A 16,346-nucleotide genomic window follows, 5' to 3' on the forward strand; every position below is an offset into this window, starting at 1 on the left:
GGATGCCGGCCGTCTACCCGGACATCGGCAGTTCGAACAACGAGGGGTGAGCAGTGACGCGTTCCGAGGATGCCGCGCGCGAGACGGCGGCGGCCGTCGGGGCCGGTGTGTTCGCCGCCGACGAGGCGGTCGGCCGGGATCTGGGCCGGGTGGACTGGCCGGCGGCCACCCCGCTCGGCAACCCCGATAACTGGCCTCAGAGCCTGAAGACGACCGTGAGCATCCTGCTGTCCTCGAAGTTCTCCATGTGGATGGCCTGGGGACCGGAACTCACCTTCTTCTGCAATGCCGCCTACCGGCGCGACACCCTGGGCCGGAAGTACCCGTGGGCGCTGGGACGGCCGGCGAGCGAGGTCTGGGCGGAGATCTGGGACGACATCGGCCCCCGCATCGACACGGTGCTCACCACCGGCGAGGCAACGTGGGACCAGGCCCTGCTGCTGTTCGTCGAGCGCTCCGGATACCCCGAGGAGAGCTACCACACGTTCTCCTACAGTCCGCTGCGCGACGACACAGGTGAGGTCGTCGGCATGCTCTGCGTGGTCAGCGAGGAGACAGAGCGCGTCATCGGCGAACGGCGGATGGCCACGCTGCGCGACCTCGGCTCCGACCCCAGCGTGGTGCGCACCGAGCAGGAGATGCTCGACTTCGCCCGGCTGCAGCTGAGCGGCAACCCGCACGATCTGCCCTTCACCCTGACCTACCTGTTCGAGGACGACGGCAGCGCCACGCTGGCCGCTGCCACCGGCATCGGGAACGATCACCCGGCCGCGGTGAAGCTCCTTCCGGCGGACTCCGAGACCCCGTGGCCGACGGCTGCCGCGGCCCGGGGAGAGTCCGCGGTACTGCCCCTGGACGGCGACGTGTTCGCGGACCTGCCGACCGGCGAGTGGGCCGAGGCGCCCCTGCAGGCCCTGGTGGTGCCGCTGCGTCAGCAGGGCGGCAATCCGTACGGTTTCATGGTGGTCGGTCTGAACCGGTACCGGGCCCTGGACGACGGGTACAGCGGCTTCGTGGAACTGGTCGCCGGTCACGTCGCCACCGGGGTGGCCAGCGCCCGCAGCTACCAGGCGCAGCAGCGGCGCGCGGAGGAACTCACGGAGCTGGACCTGGCGAAGACGGCTTTCTTCTCCAACATCAGCCACGAGTTCCGTACGCCGCTGACGCTGATCATGGGGCCTGTGGAGGAACTGCGGGACCGGCTCGCGGCCGTGGACGCGGGCGTGCACGAGGAGCTGGAGGTCATCCACCGCAACGGACTCCGGCTGGGCAAACTGGTCAACACCCTGCTGGACTTCTCCCGCATCGAGGCCGGCCGCATGCAGGCGTCCTACGAGCCGGTGAACCTGGCGGAGGTCACCGGTGAGCTCGCCAGCGTGTTCCGCTCCGCGGTCGACAAAGCGGGCCTGGGCTTCCGGGTCGACTGCTCTCCCCTGCCCGAGCCGGTCTTCATCGACCGCACCATGTGGGAGAAGGTCGTCCTCAACCTGCTCAGCAATGCGCTGAAGTTCACCTTCGACGGCTCGATCCGCGTCGCGGTGGACGCCGTGGACGGGGCGGCCGTGGTGACCGTCGACGACACCGGCATCGGTGTCGCGGCGGAGGAGATACCCCGGCTGTTCGAACGGTTCCACCGCATCGAGAACGCCCGCTCCCGCTCCAACGAGGGCAGCGGCATCGGCCTGGCCCTGGTCAAGGAACTGGTCGGGCTGCACGGCGGCGAGATCAGCGCCACATCCGCGGAGGGCCGGGGCACCCGGTTCACCATCCGGCTGCCCTTCGGGTCCTCGCACCTGCCCGCCGACGCCGTCCTCTCGGAGCCGGGCTCCGGGACGGGCCCCACCGCGACCGCCCCCTTCGTGCAGGAGGCCCTCCGCTGGCTGCCCCGCGACCACGGCCAGGCCTCGCCCGTCGAGGCCCGGATCCAGAACGTCGCGGATGCCGAAGCCGCCAGGACGTCCCCCGCTACGGCCCCAACGTCACGCCTCCTGGTCGCCGACGACAACTCCGACATGCGCGAGTACCTCGTACGCCTCCTGCACGGCGCCGGTTACCAGGTCGACGCGGTCACCGATGGCCGACAGGCTCTGGGGGCCATCCGCGCGAAGGCCTACGACCTGGTGGTCAGCGATGTCATGATGCCCCACCTGGACGGCCTCTCCCTGGTCACGGCGCTGCGGGCCGACCCCCGCACCGCCTCGGTTCCGGTGCTGCTGCTGTCCGCGCGGGCCGGACAGGAAGCATCCATCGAAGGCCTGCAGGCCGGCGCGGACGACTACCTCGTCAAGCCCTTCGCGGCCGCGGAACTCCTCGCCCGGGTGCGGGCGAACATCGAGCTGGCACGGCTGCGCGGCCACCACGTCCGCTGGCGGACCGCCCTGGTGGACTCCCTGCAGGAGGCCTTCTTCGTATGCGACGAGGACGGCGCGGTCATCGAGATCAACACCTCGTTCAGCGACATCCTCGGCTACGGACCGGAAGGCCTGCCCTACCGGCCCATCCACCCGTGGTGGCCCGACCCCGCCACCGACTCGGTGGCGCACCAGCAGGTCGAGGAGGCCTTCGCCCTGCTGCTCGGCAGCACGAAGGGCTCGTACACCATTCCGATCACCCACCGCGACGGACACAGGCTGTGGGTCACGGCCACCTTCAACCAGGTAGACGATCCCGACACCGGGCGCCGCGTGACCGTCGGCACCTTCCGGGACGTCACCGCCGAGCACTACGCCATCCAGCGCGAGAGCGCCCTGGCCGCCCTGGGCACGTGCCTGTCCCGGGCCACGAGCGTGCCCGAGGCTCTGGCCGGCGCACTGCAGGAACTGAAGAAGCTGTGGCGCGGCCGGTGGGTCGTGGCGGCGGTCTTCGAGCGGGGCGACGAACCCGCGCTGACGTCCACCGACGCGCGTCTGACCTGGTCGCAACTGCCCGCCGGACGACGGGAGGCGCTCGAGGAGCTACGCCGGGGGCCGGTCCTGACCCCGGTCGCCGACCCCACGGGGGCCGGCATCCTCCTGGAGTTCCCCGACGGGCCGCTCGCCCTGTGGATCGACCTGGGCGAGAACCGGCCGTTCACAGGCGAGGACGAACTGCTGCTGTCCCTCCTGGCCGGTCACCTCGCCCAAGGCCTCAACCGCGCCCACCAGATCGACCAGCAGCGCGAGACGGCCATCGCCCTGCAGCGCGCCATCCTCGGCCCCTCGCAGCTGCCCGCCGGTTTCGCCGTCCGCTACGAGCCCGCCACCCAGCCGCTGGAGGTCGGCGGTGACTGGTACGACACGGTCGCCCTGCCCGACGGCCGCATCGGCATCGTCGTCGGCGACTGCGTGGGACGGGGGCTCGAAGCCGCCAGCGTCATGGGTCAGCTGCGCAGCGCCTGTCGTGCCCTGCTGCTGCAGGACGCCAGTCCCGCCCAGACGCTGATGGCCCTGGACCAGTTCGCCGCCGGTGTGCCGGGCGCGGCCTGTACCACCGTCTTCTGCGGAGTCCTCAACGTCGACACCGGGCAGCTGACGTACTCCAGCGCCGGCCACCCGCCCGGCATCCTCGTCCGGCCCGAGGGCACCACCCGGCTCCTGGAGGACGGCCGCTCACTGCCCCTGGCCGTCCGGCCCGGAACCCGACGCCCCGAAGGCGCCTGCACCATACCGGCCCGCTCCACGCTGCTGCTGTACACCGACGGGCTCGTCGAACGCCGCCGCCGCCCGCTCAGCGCGGGCATCGACCAGGCCAGCAAGGCCCTCCAGGACGGCCGAGACACAGCGATCGACGACCTCGCCACCGACGTCATGTCGCGGCTGGCTCCCGTCGACGGCTACGACGACGACGTCGCCTTGCTGCTCTACCGCCACCCTGCCCCCCTGGAGATGTCCTTCCCCGCCGAATCCTCCCAGCTCGCGCCCGTACGCAAGACGCTGCGCGGATGGCTCGACCGGTGCGATCTGCCCTCCGCCACCGCGCAGGGCATTCTGGTCGCCGCGGGCGAGGCGTGCGCCAATGCCATCGAACACGGGCACCGTGACGCCGCCGGAGGCACCATTCAGTTCCGGGCCGAGGCGAACGTCAACGATCTGCACCTGACCATCGCCGACACCGGCCGCTGGAAGGCACCGGAGCCGGAGCTCAACACGCACCGCGGCCGCGGGATGGCCCTGATGCGTGCGCTGATGCAGCAGGTCACCATCACGTCCGGCCCGTCCGGAACCACCGTCGACATGCACACGAGGATCGCCTGATGACCACGCCCCTGACCCTCACCCTCGGACGGCGGCCCGACGGCGCCGCATTGCTCACCGCGGTCGGCGAGATCGACATGAGCAACACCCAGGAGCTGGCCGCCGCCCTGGCGGGCACGGTCGGCCCCCTGGTCCTCGACCTCACCGGTGTGGAGTACCTCGACAGCGCCGGCCTCAGCGTCCTCTTCCCGCACGCCGACCGCCTCGAACTCCTCGCCAATCCCCTCCTGGAGCCCGTCCTGACCATCTCCGGCCTCACCGACCTCACCACCGTCCACGGCATCTAGTGCCGTGACCGGAAAGGTCTACCGGGGCACGGCGCCCGGCACGGCTCGGCATCCGTTGCGGGCCGGTCAGGTGCCGAGAAGGAAGAGGCAGAACAGATGACCGTGAGGGTCGCGTAGGACGCGTACCCCCTCTCGAGGGTGGGGCTCCTCGACCGTCGCGCCCAGAGCGCGGGCCCGCTCGCTCTCCCCGTCGGAACGACGTCCCATGCGTCCGCACCGCGTCCTGGGCGCGGGGACCGGTCATGGCATCGCGAACGGAACATCCGGCCCGCGCTCGGCTCGCGTTGCCGGGGGCGCATGGTCGGCGTTGACTGGGTAGGCGGGGGGAGACTTTCCGGCGCCCGCCGGAAAGTGATCATCCACCTCTGGGGAGGACGCCCCGTGACGCAGGACGCGCAGCAGACCCCGTACACGACGAACAACGTCGGAATCCCGGTGGAGAGCGACGAGCACTCCCTCACCGTGGGATCGGACGGCCCGATCCTCCTCCAGGACCACTACCTGATCGAGAAGATGGCCCAGTTCAACCGCGAACGGGTACCCGAACGGGTGGTCCACGCGAAGGGCGCCGGGGCGTACGGCGTCTTCCAGGTGACGAACGACGTGAGCGCCTTCACCAAGGCCGACGTCTTCCAGCCCGGTCGCCGTACGAAGATGCTGGCCCGCTTCTCGACCGTCGCGGGGGAACAGGGCTCCCCGGACACCTGGCGGGACCCACGTGGATTCGCACTGAAGTTCTACACCGAACACGGGAACTACGACCTGGTCGGCAACAACACCCCGGTCTTCTTCGTACGCGACCCGAGCAAGTTCCAGGACTTCATCCGCTCGCAGAAGCGCCGCCCCGACAACGGACTGCGCGACCACGACATGCAGTGGGACTTCTGGACCCTGTCACCCGAGTCCGCGCACCAGGTCACCCTGCTGATGGGCGACCGCGGCATCCCCAAGAGCTACCGGCACATGAACGGCTACGGCTCCCACACCTACCTGTGGGTCAACGGCGCCGGCGAGAGGTCCTGGGTGAAATACCACTTCCACACGGACCAGGGCATCGACTTCCTCACCCAGGCCGACGCCGACCGGATCGCCGGCGAGGACCCCGACTACCACCGCCGAGACCTCACCGACTCGATCGCCGGCGGCCGGCCCCCGAGCTGGACGCTGTTCGTGCAGGTGATGCCCTTCGAGGACGCGCCCGGCTACCGGTTCAACCCGTTCGACCTGACCAAGGTGTGGCCGCACGCGGACTATCCGCTGATCGAGGTCGGGCGGATGACCCTGGACAAGAACCCGGACGACTACTTCGTCCACATCGAGCAGGCCGCCTTCGAGCCCTCGAACCTGGTGCCGGGCATCGGACCGTCACCGGACAAGATGCTCCTCGGGCGGCTCTTCTCCTACCCGGACGCGCACCGCTACCGGGTCGGCGCGAACTACACCCAGCTGCCCCCCAACCGGGCGCGCTCGCTGGTGTCCTCGTACGCGAAGGACGGTGCGATGCGCTTCGAGGCATCGAACGCGGCCCGCCCGTACGCGCCCAACTCCTACGGCGGCCCGGCCGCCGACACCGCCCGCTTCGGCGAGCCCGCGGGCTGGGCCTCCGCGGGCGAGATGGTCCGGGAGGCGTACGCGCTGCGCAGCCAGGACGACGACTGGGGCCAGCCGGGCACGCTGGTGCGCGAGGTGATGGACGACGCGGCGCGCGAGCGGCTCGTTTCCAACGTCGCCGGGCACCTGGCGGACGGCGTCAGCAAGCCCGTCCTGGAGCGGGCCCTCCAGTACTGGCGCTCCATCGACCAGGGGGTCGGCGACAAGATTGCCGCGCACTTCTGAGCCGCATCCTCGCGAGGAGTGGCCGCACGGCGGAGGGTCCGAACCCCAGGGGGTTCGGACCCTCCGCCGTGCGGCGGTCTCCGCTGCGGTCAGCAGTCGACGACGGCCTTCCGCCGGCGGCGGAGCCGGGTCCGGAGCCGGTCCAGCCGGGGGTGACGGGCGCGGCGTTCGTGGGCATGGCGGTCCAGCTCCTCGAGGAGGCGCTCGGAGCGCTTCTCGACGCTCAGTTCGTCCAGAACGCGGTCGGCCTCGGCGAGGAGCGCCCCGTAGAGCTGCCACTCGGCGGGATGGCGGTCGATCTGTCCAGGCAGCAGGGCGGCGAGCCGGCCGCGGCTGGTCCGGGCGGTTTCGAGCTCCTCGACGAGCCTGCCCTCGGCCTCCTCGGCGTTGGAGGTCACCTGGGCCGTGATCAGTTGCGCGAAGGACTCGACGGCCGCGGCAGTGTGCCCGTACAGGTCCCGGAGGGCCGCGGCCACCGGCGTAGGGAAGGCCGGTTCGTCGCCGTGCGCCCTCGCGAGGTCGGTGAGCGTACGGCAGGACACGCGCAGCACCACCGCGCAGATCTCCAGGGTGTCGAGGCCGGTGCGCAGGACGAGGCGGAAGAGGACGCCTTCGCGCACGCGGGGGTTCAGGCGCAGGCTGTCCTCGGCCTGACGCAGGGCGGCGTCGACTTCGGAGATGTCGTTGTCTAGCCGGCGGGCCTCGTGCAGCCGGGCCGCCGCCTTCTCCACGGTGGTGGCGTTCCCGGACTCGCTGCCGATGTGCACGAGCAGCCTGCCGATGCGGTCGGCGAGGTCGGTGATCGCGTCACTGGCCGGCCGGATCCAGACGGGCGGAACGAACAGGACGTTGAAGCCGAGGCCCACCGCGGCGCCGATCATGGTCTCCAGGACCCGGTCCCAGGCGGTGTCCGCGACCTGGGTCACTCCGAGGACGAGCATGGCGCTGATGGCGACTTCGGGGACGAACTCGCCGGCCCGCACGAGGCGTCCCACGACGAGCGAGGCGAGGATGATCAGGCCCAGGCTCCACCAGGTCAGGCCGACCAGGGCGCTGAACCCGATCGCTATCAGGACCCCGGCGACGACGGCGTTGACGCGCCGGACGCCGGTGGTGAGCGTGGAATAGAGCGTCACCTGGACCACGAGCAGCGCCGTCAGCGGCGCGGTGAGGGGCGCCGGTTCGCTACTGAGGCGCAGCGCGACGACGTAGGAGACGACGGCCGCCGCGGTCGAGCGGACGGCCTGGACGACGGCGGGCTCCCGGTGCCGCCGGACGAGTTCCAGAAGGGGGGCAAGTGCGTCTGACATGTACGGCCCCTGCCCCCGCATCGGGGAAACATCACCGCGGAGCGGATGGCCGTCGCCCGGCGGTCCGCCTGAGCCGGGGCGCCCCGTCGATCACGGCGGGCCCGGGATCGCCCCTACCGGTCACGGTCGTCGGGCTTTCGGTGGGCCCAGGGATGCCGCAGCCGGATCCAGACGTCCCGGGCCTGGCGCCCGGCCGCGGTGCGGCTGTGCGCCACGAGGCGCTCCGCCTCGCCCGAGGTCTCGACCATGGGGCCGGAGCCGCGCAGGGGTTTGCCCGCCGTCTCGTGCAGGAAGAGCGTCGAGACGAATCCGATCACTCCGGCGACCATCAGGTAGTAGGCCGGGACCATGTCGTTGCCCGTGGCCTCGACGAGCGCCGAGGTGAACAGCGGGGTCGTGCCGCCGAACAGCGAGACGGAGATGTTGAACGCGATGGACAGGGCCCCGTACCGAAGGCGGGTGGGGAAGAGCGCCGGCAGGGTGGAGGCCGCCGTGCCGGCGAAGCAGACGAGCAGCAGGCCCAGGATGGCGCAGCCGATGGCGGGCAGCAGGATGCCGCCCTCGCGGATGAGCAGGAACGCCGGTACGGCGAGCACGACCAGGGCGACGCTGCCGGTGAGGAACACCGGTCTGCGGCCCCAACGGTCCGAGGTGTGGCCCACCGCGGTGATGGTGAGCACCACGAGCAGCATGGTGGCCAGCACGAGGAGCTGGGCGGTCGTGTCGCTCTCGCCCAGGGTCACGGTCATGTACGTGGGCAGGTACGAGGTCACCATGTAGTTGGTGACGTTGTAGAGGAGCACCAGTCCCATGCAGATGAGGACGGCCTGCCAGTGCTGGGTGAAGATCTCCTTGAGGCGTCCCTTGCCGGACTCGCGGGCGGCCTCGGCGGGGTCCACGTCGTCTCCGGCCTCCGCCGCCACGTAGGCGGCCTCCTTCTTGAAGGCGGGCGTCTCCTCCAGTTTCAGGCGCATGTAGAGGCCGATCAGGCCGAGGGGGCCCGCCACGAAGAAGGGGATGCGCCAGCCCCAGTCCTGCAGGCCTTGCGTGCCGAGGGTCAGGGTCAGGATCGTGACCAGGCCCGAACCCAGGGCGTAGCCCACGAAAGTGCCGAAGTCGAGCCAGCTGCCGAGGAAGCCGCGCCGCCGGTCCGGTGCATACTCGGCGATGTACGTGGTGGCGCCCGCGTACTCGCCGCCGGTCGAGAAGCCCTGGACGAGGCGGCACAAGAGGAGGAGCAGCGGGGCGAGGAAGCCGACGGAGGCGTAGGTGGGCAAGAAGCCGACCGCGAAGGTGCTGGCCGCCATCATGATCATGGTGGCGGCCAGCACCTTCTGCCGGCCGATGCGGTCGCCGAGGGGTCCGAAGACCAGGCCGCCGAGCGGGCGGACGAGGAACGCCGCGGCGAACGTGGCGAACGTGGAGACGACCTGGGCGCCGGGCGAGCTGGACGGGAAGAAGACCTTGCCCATCGTGCCCGCGAGGTAGGCGTACACGCCGAAGTCGAACCACTCCATGGTGTTGCCCAGGGCGGCAGCGGTGACGGCGCGGCGGACCTGCGGCCGGTCGGCGACGGTCACGTCCTCGCTGCTGAGGGGCTTCTTCCGGCGCCGCAGGAGGGTACGGAGCATCCGGTCGGTCGCCGGGTGGCCGCTGCGGGGTGGTCTGTCGCCCGGTCCGGGGCCGGGCCCGGATCCGCGTGCCGGTCCTGCCATGCGCTGGGCCTCCTGGCTGGTCGCCGTTCCCGCCTCGTCACAGGTCTTCGATTCTGTGCTCCCCACCGCGGGGGCGCCCGTCGGGGGGACCCACCGGAGTGAAGGGCACGAGCGATCCGGGCCACTCCCGGGCCGACCCTCGCCAGAATCCCGCACCGACTACCGTTTGGCCTGTCGTACGGCCGCTTCGCGAGACGGGTGGAGAGCTCGTACGGGGTCAGGACGTGTTCACGCGCCCGCTTCCACGTAGTGCCGTAGGCAGCTGGATCGAGGTACTTCCCCGCCGCGTTGCGAAACAGGCGACCGTCCGGAGCCACCCCGAACCGTTCGTGTGCCCGCGGAGTGTCCGCACGAACGCCGGAGGAACGGGCACAGGACGCGTCGCGGTGGCAGCACGACGTTTCAGCGAATGAATTTCGTAGACCTCACCGCTGTCAGTCCAGTCCTTGCCCGCCGCCACGAGCGCATCGGGCGGATTCCCGCCCTCCGCCAACCGTTGCGAAACGGTCATGGATCGATCGCCGGGCCCGGGGCAATACTGCGAGCACACCACGGTGCCTTCTTTCCGTCGGTGATCGCTTGTCTTTCAGGGGGAATTGACGTGCGCACACCTCGTATTCGGAGAACGGGGGCGGCCGCCTCGGCAGCCGTCGCCGCCATCGCGCTCGCGGCGGGTCTCACCACACCCGTCGCCGCCGCGCCCAGGACCGGCAGCTCGGACGTCGGAGCGGGTCAGCAGCCCGCCGGACAGGGGGTCACCCAACTGACCCTGGTCACGGGAGACCGGGTCACCGTGGATGCCGAAGGCCGCCCGGTCGGCTTCGCCCCGGCCAAGGGCCGGGAGAAGATACCCGTGTCGGTCCGCCGGGACGCCGGCGGCAGCACTCTCGTCCCGCTCGACGCCCGCCGGCTGATCGAGTCGGGACGGCTCGATCCGCGCCTCTTCAACCTCACCGAGCTCTCCCGCCCCGAGTACCGCAAGGCCCGCGGTGACCAGCTGAAGCTGATCGTCCGCTACGACGGCGCCGCGGCGGCCGCCAAGTCGGCCCTGCGTTCCGCGGGCGGCCCGCGCGTGGACCGTACGTACGGCCTGCTCGACGCCGAGGCCGTGACCGCCACCCCGGTGAGTGCCGCCGTGCTCTGGGACGGACTCACCGGCCGCCGTGGCGGCTCCGCCCGTCTGGCCGCCCCCGCCGGCATCGCCTCGGTCTGGCTCGACGGCATCCGCACCGCCAGCCTGGACAAGAGCACGCGTCAGATCGGCGCCGACAAGGCCTGGGCCGCCGGCTACGACGGTACCGGTGTGAAGATCGCCATCCTCGACACCGGCATCGACACGGGCCACCCCGACCTCGCCGGCCGGGTCGCCGCCGCGGCGGACTTCTCCGAATCCGGCAGCACCGCGGACCGGTACGGCCACGGCACCCACGTCGCCTCCATCGCCGCCGGTACGGGGGCCAAGTCGGGAGGGAAGTACAAGGGCGTCGCGCCGGGAGCAAAGCTGCTCAACGGCAAGGTCCTCAATGACGACGGCTACGGCAGCGATTCCGGCATCCTGGCCGGCATCGAATGGGCCGTCGCGCAGGGCGCCCAGGTCGTGAACCTGAGCCTCGGCGGGCCCGACTCGCCGGAGACCGACCCGATCGAAGCCGCCGTGAACCAGCTCGCCGCCGACAAGGGCGTCCTCTTCGCCATCGCCGCGGGCAACGGAGGGAGGGGCGGGCCGGGCACGATCGACTCCCCCGGCAGCGCCGACGCCGCCCTCACCGTGGGCGCCGTCGACAAGTCCGACGTCCTCGCCGACTTCTCCGGCACGGGCCCCCGCACCGGCGACGGCGCAGTCAAACCCGATGTCACGGCCCCGGGCGTGGGCATCACGGCGGCCGCCGCCGTGGGCAGCGTCCTCGAACGCCAGGTCGGCCAGAACCCGGCGGGCTACCTCGCCCTCTCCGGCACCTCCATGGCCGCGCCGCACGCGGCCGGCGCCGCCGCCCTGCTCAAGCAGCAGCACCCGAAGTGGACCGGACCCCAGATCAAGGGCATCCTCACCGGCTCCACCAAACCCGGCCCCTACAACGCCTTCCAGCAGGGCAGCGGCCGCATCTCGGTCGACCAGGCGCTCGGCCAGTCGGTGGTCGCCGAACCCCTCGCGCTGGCCTTCGCCGAACAGCAGTGGCCGCACGAGGACGACGCCCCCGTCACCCGCAAGGTCACCTACCGCAACCTGGGCACCGCCCCGGTCACCCTGAAGCTGTCCGTCACCGCCACCGGACCCGACGGCAAGCCCGCCCCGGCCGGCTTCCTCGCCTTCGCCCGGCCGAGCGTCACCGTGCCCGCCGGCAAGACCGCGTCGGTGGACCTCACCCTCAACACCCGGCTCGGCGGCTCCGTCAACGGCCGGTACACCGGGCACGCGGTGGCGACCGCGGCCGGGCAGAGCGTCCGTACGGCGATCGTCGCCGATCGCGAGGTCGAGTCGTACGCGCTGACCATCCGCCACATCGGCCGGGACGGCAAGCGGCCCGCCAGCTACTTCAGCGCCCTCCAGGGGGTGAGCGGATTGGCCACCGGCAAGAGCTTCGCCAACCACGAGAGCTCCGGCTCCCAGACCGTCCGCGTCCCCAAGGGCAGCTACATGCTCGACTCGCACCTCTGGGCCGACCCGCAGAACGGAGAGGAGGGCCTCGACTGGATCTCCCAGCCCCGCCTCGACGTCACCCGCGCCACCACGGTCACCGTCGACGCGCGCACCGCCAAGCCCGTGGACATCAGGCTGCCCTCGGGCTCGCCCGCCGAGGCGGTCCTCACCCCCAGCTACGAATTGCGCGTCGGCAAGGTCGGCTACACCTTCGGATGGTGGCTGTTCTCCGGATCGCCCCTGCGCACCCACGGCCAAGGGCCCGAGCCCGCCGCCGGAACCAGTCTGACCCAGCGGTGGGACAAGCACGCGGTGTCCGAGAACGAGGAGTACCACGCCACGCTCGGCGGCCCGGTGCGCACACTGGCCACCGGCTACACCCGCCACCTGAAGGCCGCCGACCTGGCCACCGTCACCGTCGATCACGGATCCTCGGCCCCCGAGAAGGAAGGTGTCGTACGAACGGTCGGTCAGCTCCCGGGCAACGGCGGCCCCAGCTCCATGTGGACACCCAGGGCCCTGCCGAACACGGTGACGCTGCACCTCTCCTCGCTCGACGGCGTGAAGTGGGCGCTGTCCGCCTCCCAGTTCGGCGTGGACGCGAACGGCTACCAGATCGCCGAGACCTCGTACGCCACCGAACGTGCCTACACGGGCGGCCGCACGTACCAGGAACGCTTCAACACCGCCGCCGCCGGGCCCCGGGTGAACACCGCGGCGGGACTCGGCCTCTACCGCAAGGGCGACCGGATCTGGGGCACGCTGCCGCTGCTCGCGGACGGCGCCGGGCACGACGGCATCGGCTTCCGCTCCAAGGGCAAGACCGTGCTCTATCGAAACGGGGTCGTCGTCGGCAACCAGGCGGCCGAACTGCGCGACGCCAAGCCCTTCGCCGTCGCGTCCGGTGAGGCCGCCTACAAACTGGTCGCCTCCACCACCCAGTCCGAGACCGTCAGCCGCACCTCGACCAAGGTGACCGCGACCTGGTGGTTCCGCTCCCACACCACCGCGACCGGCACTCCGACGCAACTTCCCGTCTCCGTAGTCCGGTTCGCCCCTGCGACCCGTCTCGACGGGACCGTCAACGGGGGCTACCCGTTCCGCGTCCCCGTCACCGTCGAGGGCCCGGCAGCAGGCAAGGGACTGAAGTCCCTGACGGTGTCCGTCTCCTACGACGACGGCTACACCTGGCAGATCCTGCCGGTCAAGGACGGGGCGGTCACCACGCAGACCCCGCCGTCGGGCGGCCACGCCTCCCTGCGCGGCACGGTGGTCGACACCGCGGGCAACAAGTCCGAGGTCACGATCCTGCGCGCGTACCTGACCGGCTGACCTGTCCCCGTACGACACGACGAACCCGGAGGCGGACGCCTCCGGGTTCGTCGTGCCCGCTGCCTGCCCCGGCCCACCCGCGCAGGTGCCCTGCGCCGTGTCACGGGTGTGACGTGCGCTCCGCAGGGAAGCTCTTGGTGGAGATCGGCGTCAAGAAGGATGGCCATGGGAACCCAGACGTTCACCATTCCCCCGGTGCGAAGCGGATTTCGCTGGCGCATCAACCCCCACCACTCCGCCGAGATGGACGCCGCCGCGAACGCATGGGCTTTCGGGCTGTTCAGCGACGACCCGCGCGTGCCGGCGCCGGTGCACGCCGACAACTACACGACGTGGGCGGCGCTGTGCTTTCCCGACGCGGACCCCGGTCTGCTGACCCGTTGGTGTCGCTTCAACGCGCTGTACACGGTCATCGAGAACAAGCAGGAGGCCCTGTACGAGACGAGCGGCGCCGGCAGCGCCGAACGGCTGTGGGAGCGTACGGTCACGCTGCTCTTCCGGCAGTCGCACGCCGACGACGTGTTCGCCGCCGGTGACTGGGGCGACGGACTGCCCCGGTGCAACCTGACGGCGGCCATGGCGATCGCCGAGACGCTGCCGGAGTCGCTGGCACGGTACTTCCTGCGGCGCATCGCGTACATGGCGCAGGCCCAGTACCAGGAGGACCACGCGATCCGGTCACCCCGCATGGGGTGGGGAGAGTACCTGGAGTACCGGCACATCAACTTCGGCGTCCCGCTGTTCACCGCGACCCTTCCCGCACTGCTGGAGCGAAACCTTTCCTCGGATGAATGGGAATCGCCCGGGCGGGTCCAGCTCGACCGGCTGACGGCGCATCACTGCTGCCTGGTCAACGACCTGTACTCGTTCCGGAAGGAACGGAACGACAGGAACGGGAAGAAGGCGCACGTTCAGGCCGTCTCGGTACTGCAACACGTGTACGGCCTGAACCTTCAGGAAGCACTGAACAGGCTCGTCGAGTCGATCGAGGAGACGGAACGGCAGTACGTGGCAGTGCGCTCGCGCTGGGCCCTCACGCCGCAAACCGACGAGTACTGCGACCGTCTGGAGGACATCTGCGCGGGGAACCTGCGGTATCACCAGACGTCGCCACGGTTCCACGGGGACGGCTTCGAGGGCGTGTTCACCGGTGGGGACCTACAGGTGACCGGAGGGCTATCCGCGATGCCGTAGCCGCGGTGGAACCCACCGTCACGAGGCCGCTCCCCGACGGGCCGCGTGACGGTGGCTTGCGGCGGGACCGGGGGCAGCAGGCGCAGGAACGGCATCTGCGGCCCCGAGCGGCCGGCGGAGGCTCCGCGCGGGCCGAGCTCGGCGGTTTCCAGGGGCAGGTGCGGGGCTTTGAGGTCGGTCCACGGGCCGGGGACGAAGGCCGTCCACCCCCGCCTGAACCTCAGCCACCGTTGTTCCGTTCTGCGGCACAACGGCGGTGCGGAACCACACCCAGTGTCTCTGGGCCTCCAGACGCTACAAGTGGCCTGGATGGACCCTCTGAAGAACGTAGGACCATACGAAGGGCTCGACCATCCCGTCCCTGGAACGTAAGGCCACCTATCTCGCTAAGTCAGAAGATCTGTGACCGTGCACCATAGGTAGCCCGGATGGACAACTTCGATGCTCGGCCTGAGGTGCGGAGCGTCATGGGTGCAGGGTGCGGTGGCGGGGAAGGTCACAGCAGTGCAGCGATGCCCTCCAGGTCCTCGGGCAGCCCGGCCGTGCGGAACCACAACCTGTTCCCGCCGATGCCGCCCGTCACCTCGTCGGTGTCTACGAAGGCACGCAACAGGTTGCGTTGGGCGGGGGTGAGCGGGTCGGTCGGGTCATAGCCACCGGCAAAGGCCTTCAAGAGGATCGGTCCACGTTCGTGGTCGGTCAGCGACGTGCCGCCGGCGGCCACGATGGTGAGCATCACTGGTTCCACCTCCTCGAAGTTCTCGGCCAGGGCGAGCGCGGAGCACAGCACGGTGAAGCGGAACCAACCGTCCAGTCCGGGCAGTGGCTCGGGGAACCAGCTGTCCGTCGTTCGCGGGTCCCGGAGGGCGTCGAGGAGGACAGTGAGAGCGCGTGGCCGATTGATTGGGGCGGGACCGAGAGCGGCGCAGACCCGCACAGCGGGGTCGGAGTCGGCTAGCAGGTCGGAGGTGTCAGCCCCCCACACGCCGAGCGCCCGCGCCACGCTCGCCCGCTCCCGTCGCCCCGCCACGAGGCCCAGGTGTGCCCGCAGCAGCGTGGCGGCCCGCGGTACCCGGTCGGCCATCCCCGGGGCACGGAGGAGTGGCACTGCGGCGCCGACTGCGGCCTCACGGACATGGGGATCGGGAGAGGAGAGGAACGGCTCGACAGCGTCGTACAGGGTGGGGCGAATCTTCCTGCACGCGTGCAGTGCGGCGAGCCCGTCCGGGTCCTGTTCGCGGCAGGTCTCGTCGTGCCAGGGCTTCCAGCCCCAGTTGCTTCGGTCGCGCAAGGGATCCTCCCCATAGGCAGCCGACTCGGCAACCTGTCCCAGCCAGACCAGCAGGGCGGCCCGCAAGGTGCGTGGCGGTCCCCCGTCCCACGGGAAGTGCCCCTCGTGCTCGGCGAGGCCCACGGGGTGGTCAAGGATCGCGGCGACGAACAGCGCCGCGGGGGCGGTGACGGTGTACAGCGAACCCTGGTGCAGCACGCCCATGTCCAACGCAGCCAACGCCTCGGACCGAATCTCGGGATCTTCATCCACGAGCGAGCACAGGGAGGCCGGTATGTCCTCGCCGGATCCGTAGGCATGCTGGAGCGACCCCCAGTCCGTCCCCGACAGCAGTTCACGGGCCGCTGCCGGCAACCCGCTCAGGATCCGTGTCATGCGGGCAATCTCGCTATCCGTCATGCACGCACCCTGCCAGCACCCACCGACAACGCCCTCTTCTCGGAACAGGGATGAACCCCCGGACGCCACCGTCCTGGCCATACGGAACGCTCAGCACGACAGCTCCAGTGCA

At 70.7% G+C, this 16,346-nt stretch carries 9 protein-coding genes; 5 read left to right on the top strand and 4 right to left on the bottom strand.

Annotation, left to right across the window (positions count from 1 at the left end):
* Nucleotides 1-53 precede the first annotated feature (53 nt).
* Both ACFYYB_RS41175 and ACFYYB_RS41180 read left to right on the top strand, forming a co-directional pair.
* The gene (locus ACFYYB_RS41175) at nucleotides 54-4,232 is read left to right on the top strand and encodes a SpoIIE family protein phosphatase (protein WP_389443699.1); all 4,179 of its coding nucleotides are present in this window, start codon (nucleotides 54-56) and stop codon (nucleotides 4,230-4,232) included.
* On the top strand, nucleotides 4,232-4,519 hold the full coding sequence (locus tag ACFYYB_RS41180; RefSeq protein ID WP_389443701.1) for an STAS domain-containing protein: 288 nt from the start codon (nucleotides 4,232-4,234) through the stop codon (nucleotides 4,517-4,519). The genes ACFYYB_RS41175 and ACFYYB_RS41180 overlap by 1 nt, the downstream gene beginning before the upstream one ends.
* Nucleotides 4,520-4,585: 66 nt before the next feature.
* On the opposite strand, the gene ACFYYB_RS41185 is transcribed toward ACFYYB_RS41180, so the two are convergent.
* Nucleotides 4,586-4,726 (bottom strand): VOC family protein, encoded by a 141-nt coding sequence (locus ACFYYB_RS41185; protein WP_389443703.1) that lies wholly within the window; start codon nucleotides 4,724-4,726, stop codon nucleotides 4,586-4,588.
* Nucleotides 4,727-4,900: 174 nt separating this feature from the next.
* Between ACFYYB_RS41185 and ACFYYB_RS41190 the strand changes: the two genes are divergently transcribed.
* Complete coding sequence (locus ACFYYB_RS41190) at nucleotides 4,901-6,355, top strand: catalase (protein WP_389443705.1); 1,455 nt, start codon at nucleotides 4,901-4,903, stop codon at nucleotides 6,353-6,355.
* A gap of 89 nt (nucleotides 6,356-6,444) precedes the next feature.
* Here the strand turns inward: ACFYYB_RS41190 and ACFYYB_RS41195 are convergent, their stop codons facing one another.
* Nucleotides 6,445-7,665 carry an aromatic acid exporter family protein gene (locus ACFYYB_RS41195; protein WP_389443707.1) on the bottom strand — a complete coding sequence of 407 codons (1,221 nt, stop codon included), beginning with the start codon at nucleotides 7,663-7,665 and terminating at the stop codon, nucleotides 6,445-6,447.
* A gap of 113 nt (nucleotides 7,666-7,778) precedes the next feature.
* Nucleotides 7,779-9,296, bottom strand: coding sequence for a glycine betaine/L-proline transporter ProP (gene proP / locus ACFYYB_RS41200; RefSeq protein ID WP_389443766.1), 1,518 nt, complete (start codon nucleotides 9,294-9,296; stop codon nucleotides 7,779-7,781).
* Nucleotides 9,297-9,981: 685 nt separating this feature from the next.
* Between proP and ACFYYB_RS41205 the strand changes: the two genes are divergently transcribed.
* Together ACFYYB_RS41205 and ACFYYB_RS41210 are read left to right on the top strand one after the other, a co-directional pair.
* Nucleotides 9,982-13,350 carry a S8 family serine peptidase gene (locus ACFYYB_RS41205; RefSeq protein ID WP_389443709.1) on the top strand — a complete coding sequence of 1,123 codons (3,369 nt, stop codon included), beginning with the start codon at nucleotides 9,982-9,984 and terminating at the stop codon, nucleotides 13,348-13,350.
* 159 nt (nucleotides 13,351-13,509) lie between these two features.
* Entirely contained in the window at nucleotides 13,510-14,544 is a 1,035-nt protein-coding gene (locus ACFYYB_RS41210) for a terpene synthase family protein (protein WP_389443711.1), read from the top strand.
* Nucleotides 14,545-15,040: 496 nt separating this feature from the next.
* Here the strand turns inward: ACFYYB_RS41210 and ACFYYB_RS41215 are convergent, their stop codons facing one another.
* Complete coding sequence (locus ACFYYB_RS41215; RefSeq protein ID WP_389443713.1) at nucleotides 15,041-16,234, bottom strand: HEAT repeat domain-containing protein; 1,194 nt, start codon at nucleotides 16,232-16,234, stop codon at nucleotides 15,041-15,043.
* Between the last annotated feature and the right edge of the window lie 112 nt (nucleotides 16,235-16,346).

The sequence above is a fragment of the Streptomyces sp. NPDC002886 genome, from assembly GCF_042888445.1.
Taxonomy (GTDB): domain Bacteria; phylum Actinomycetota; class Actinomycetes; order Streptomycetales; family Streptomycetaceae; genus Streptomyces.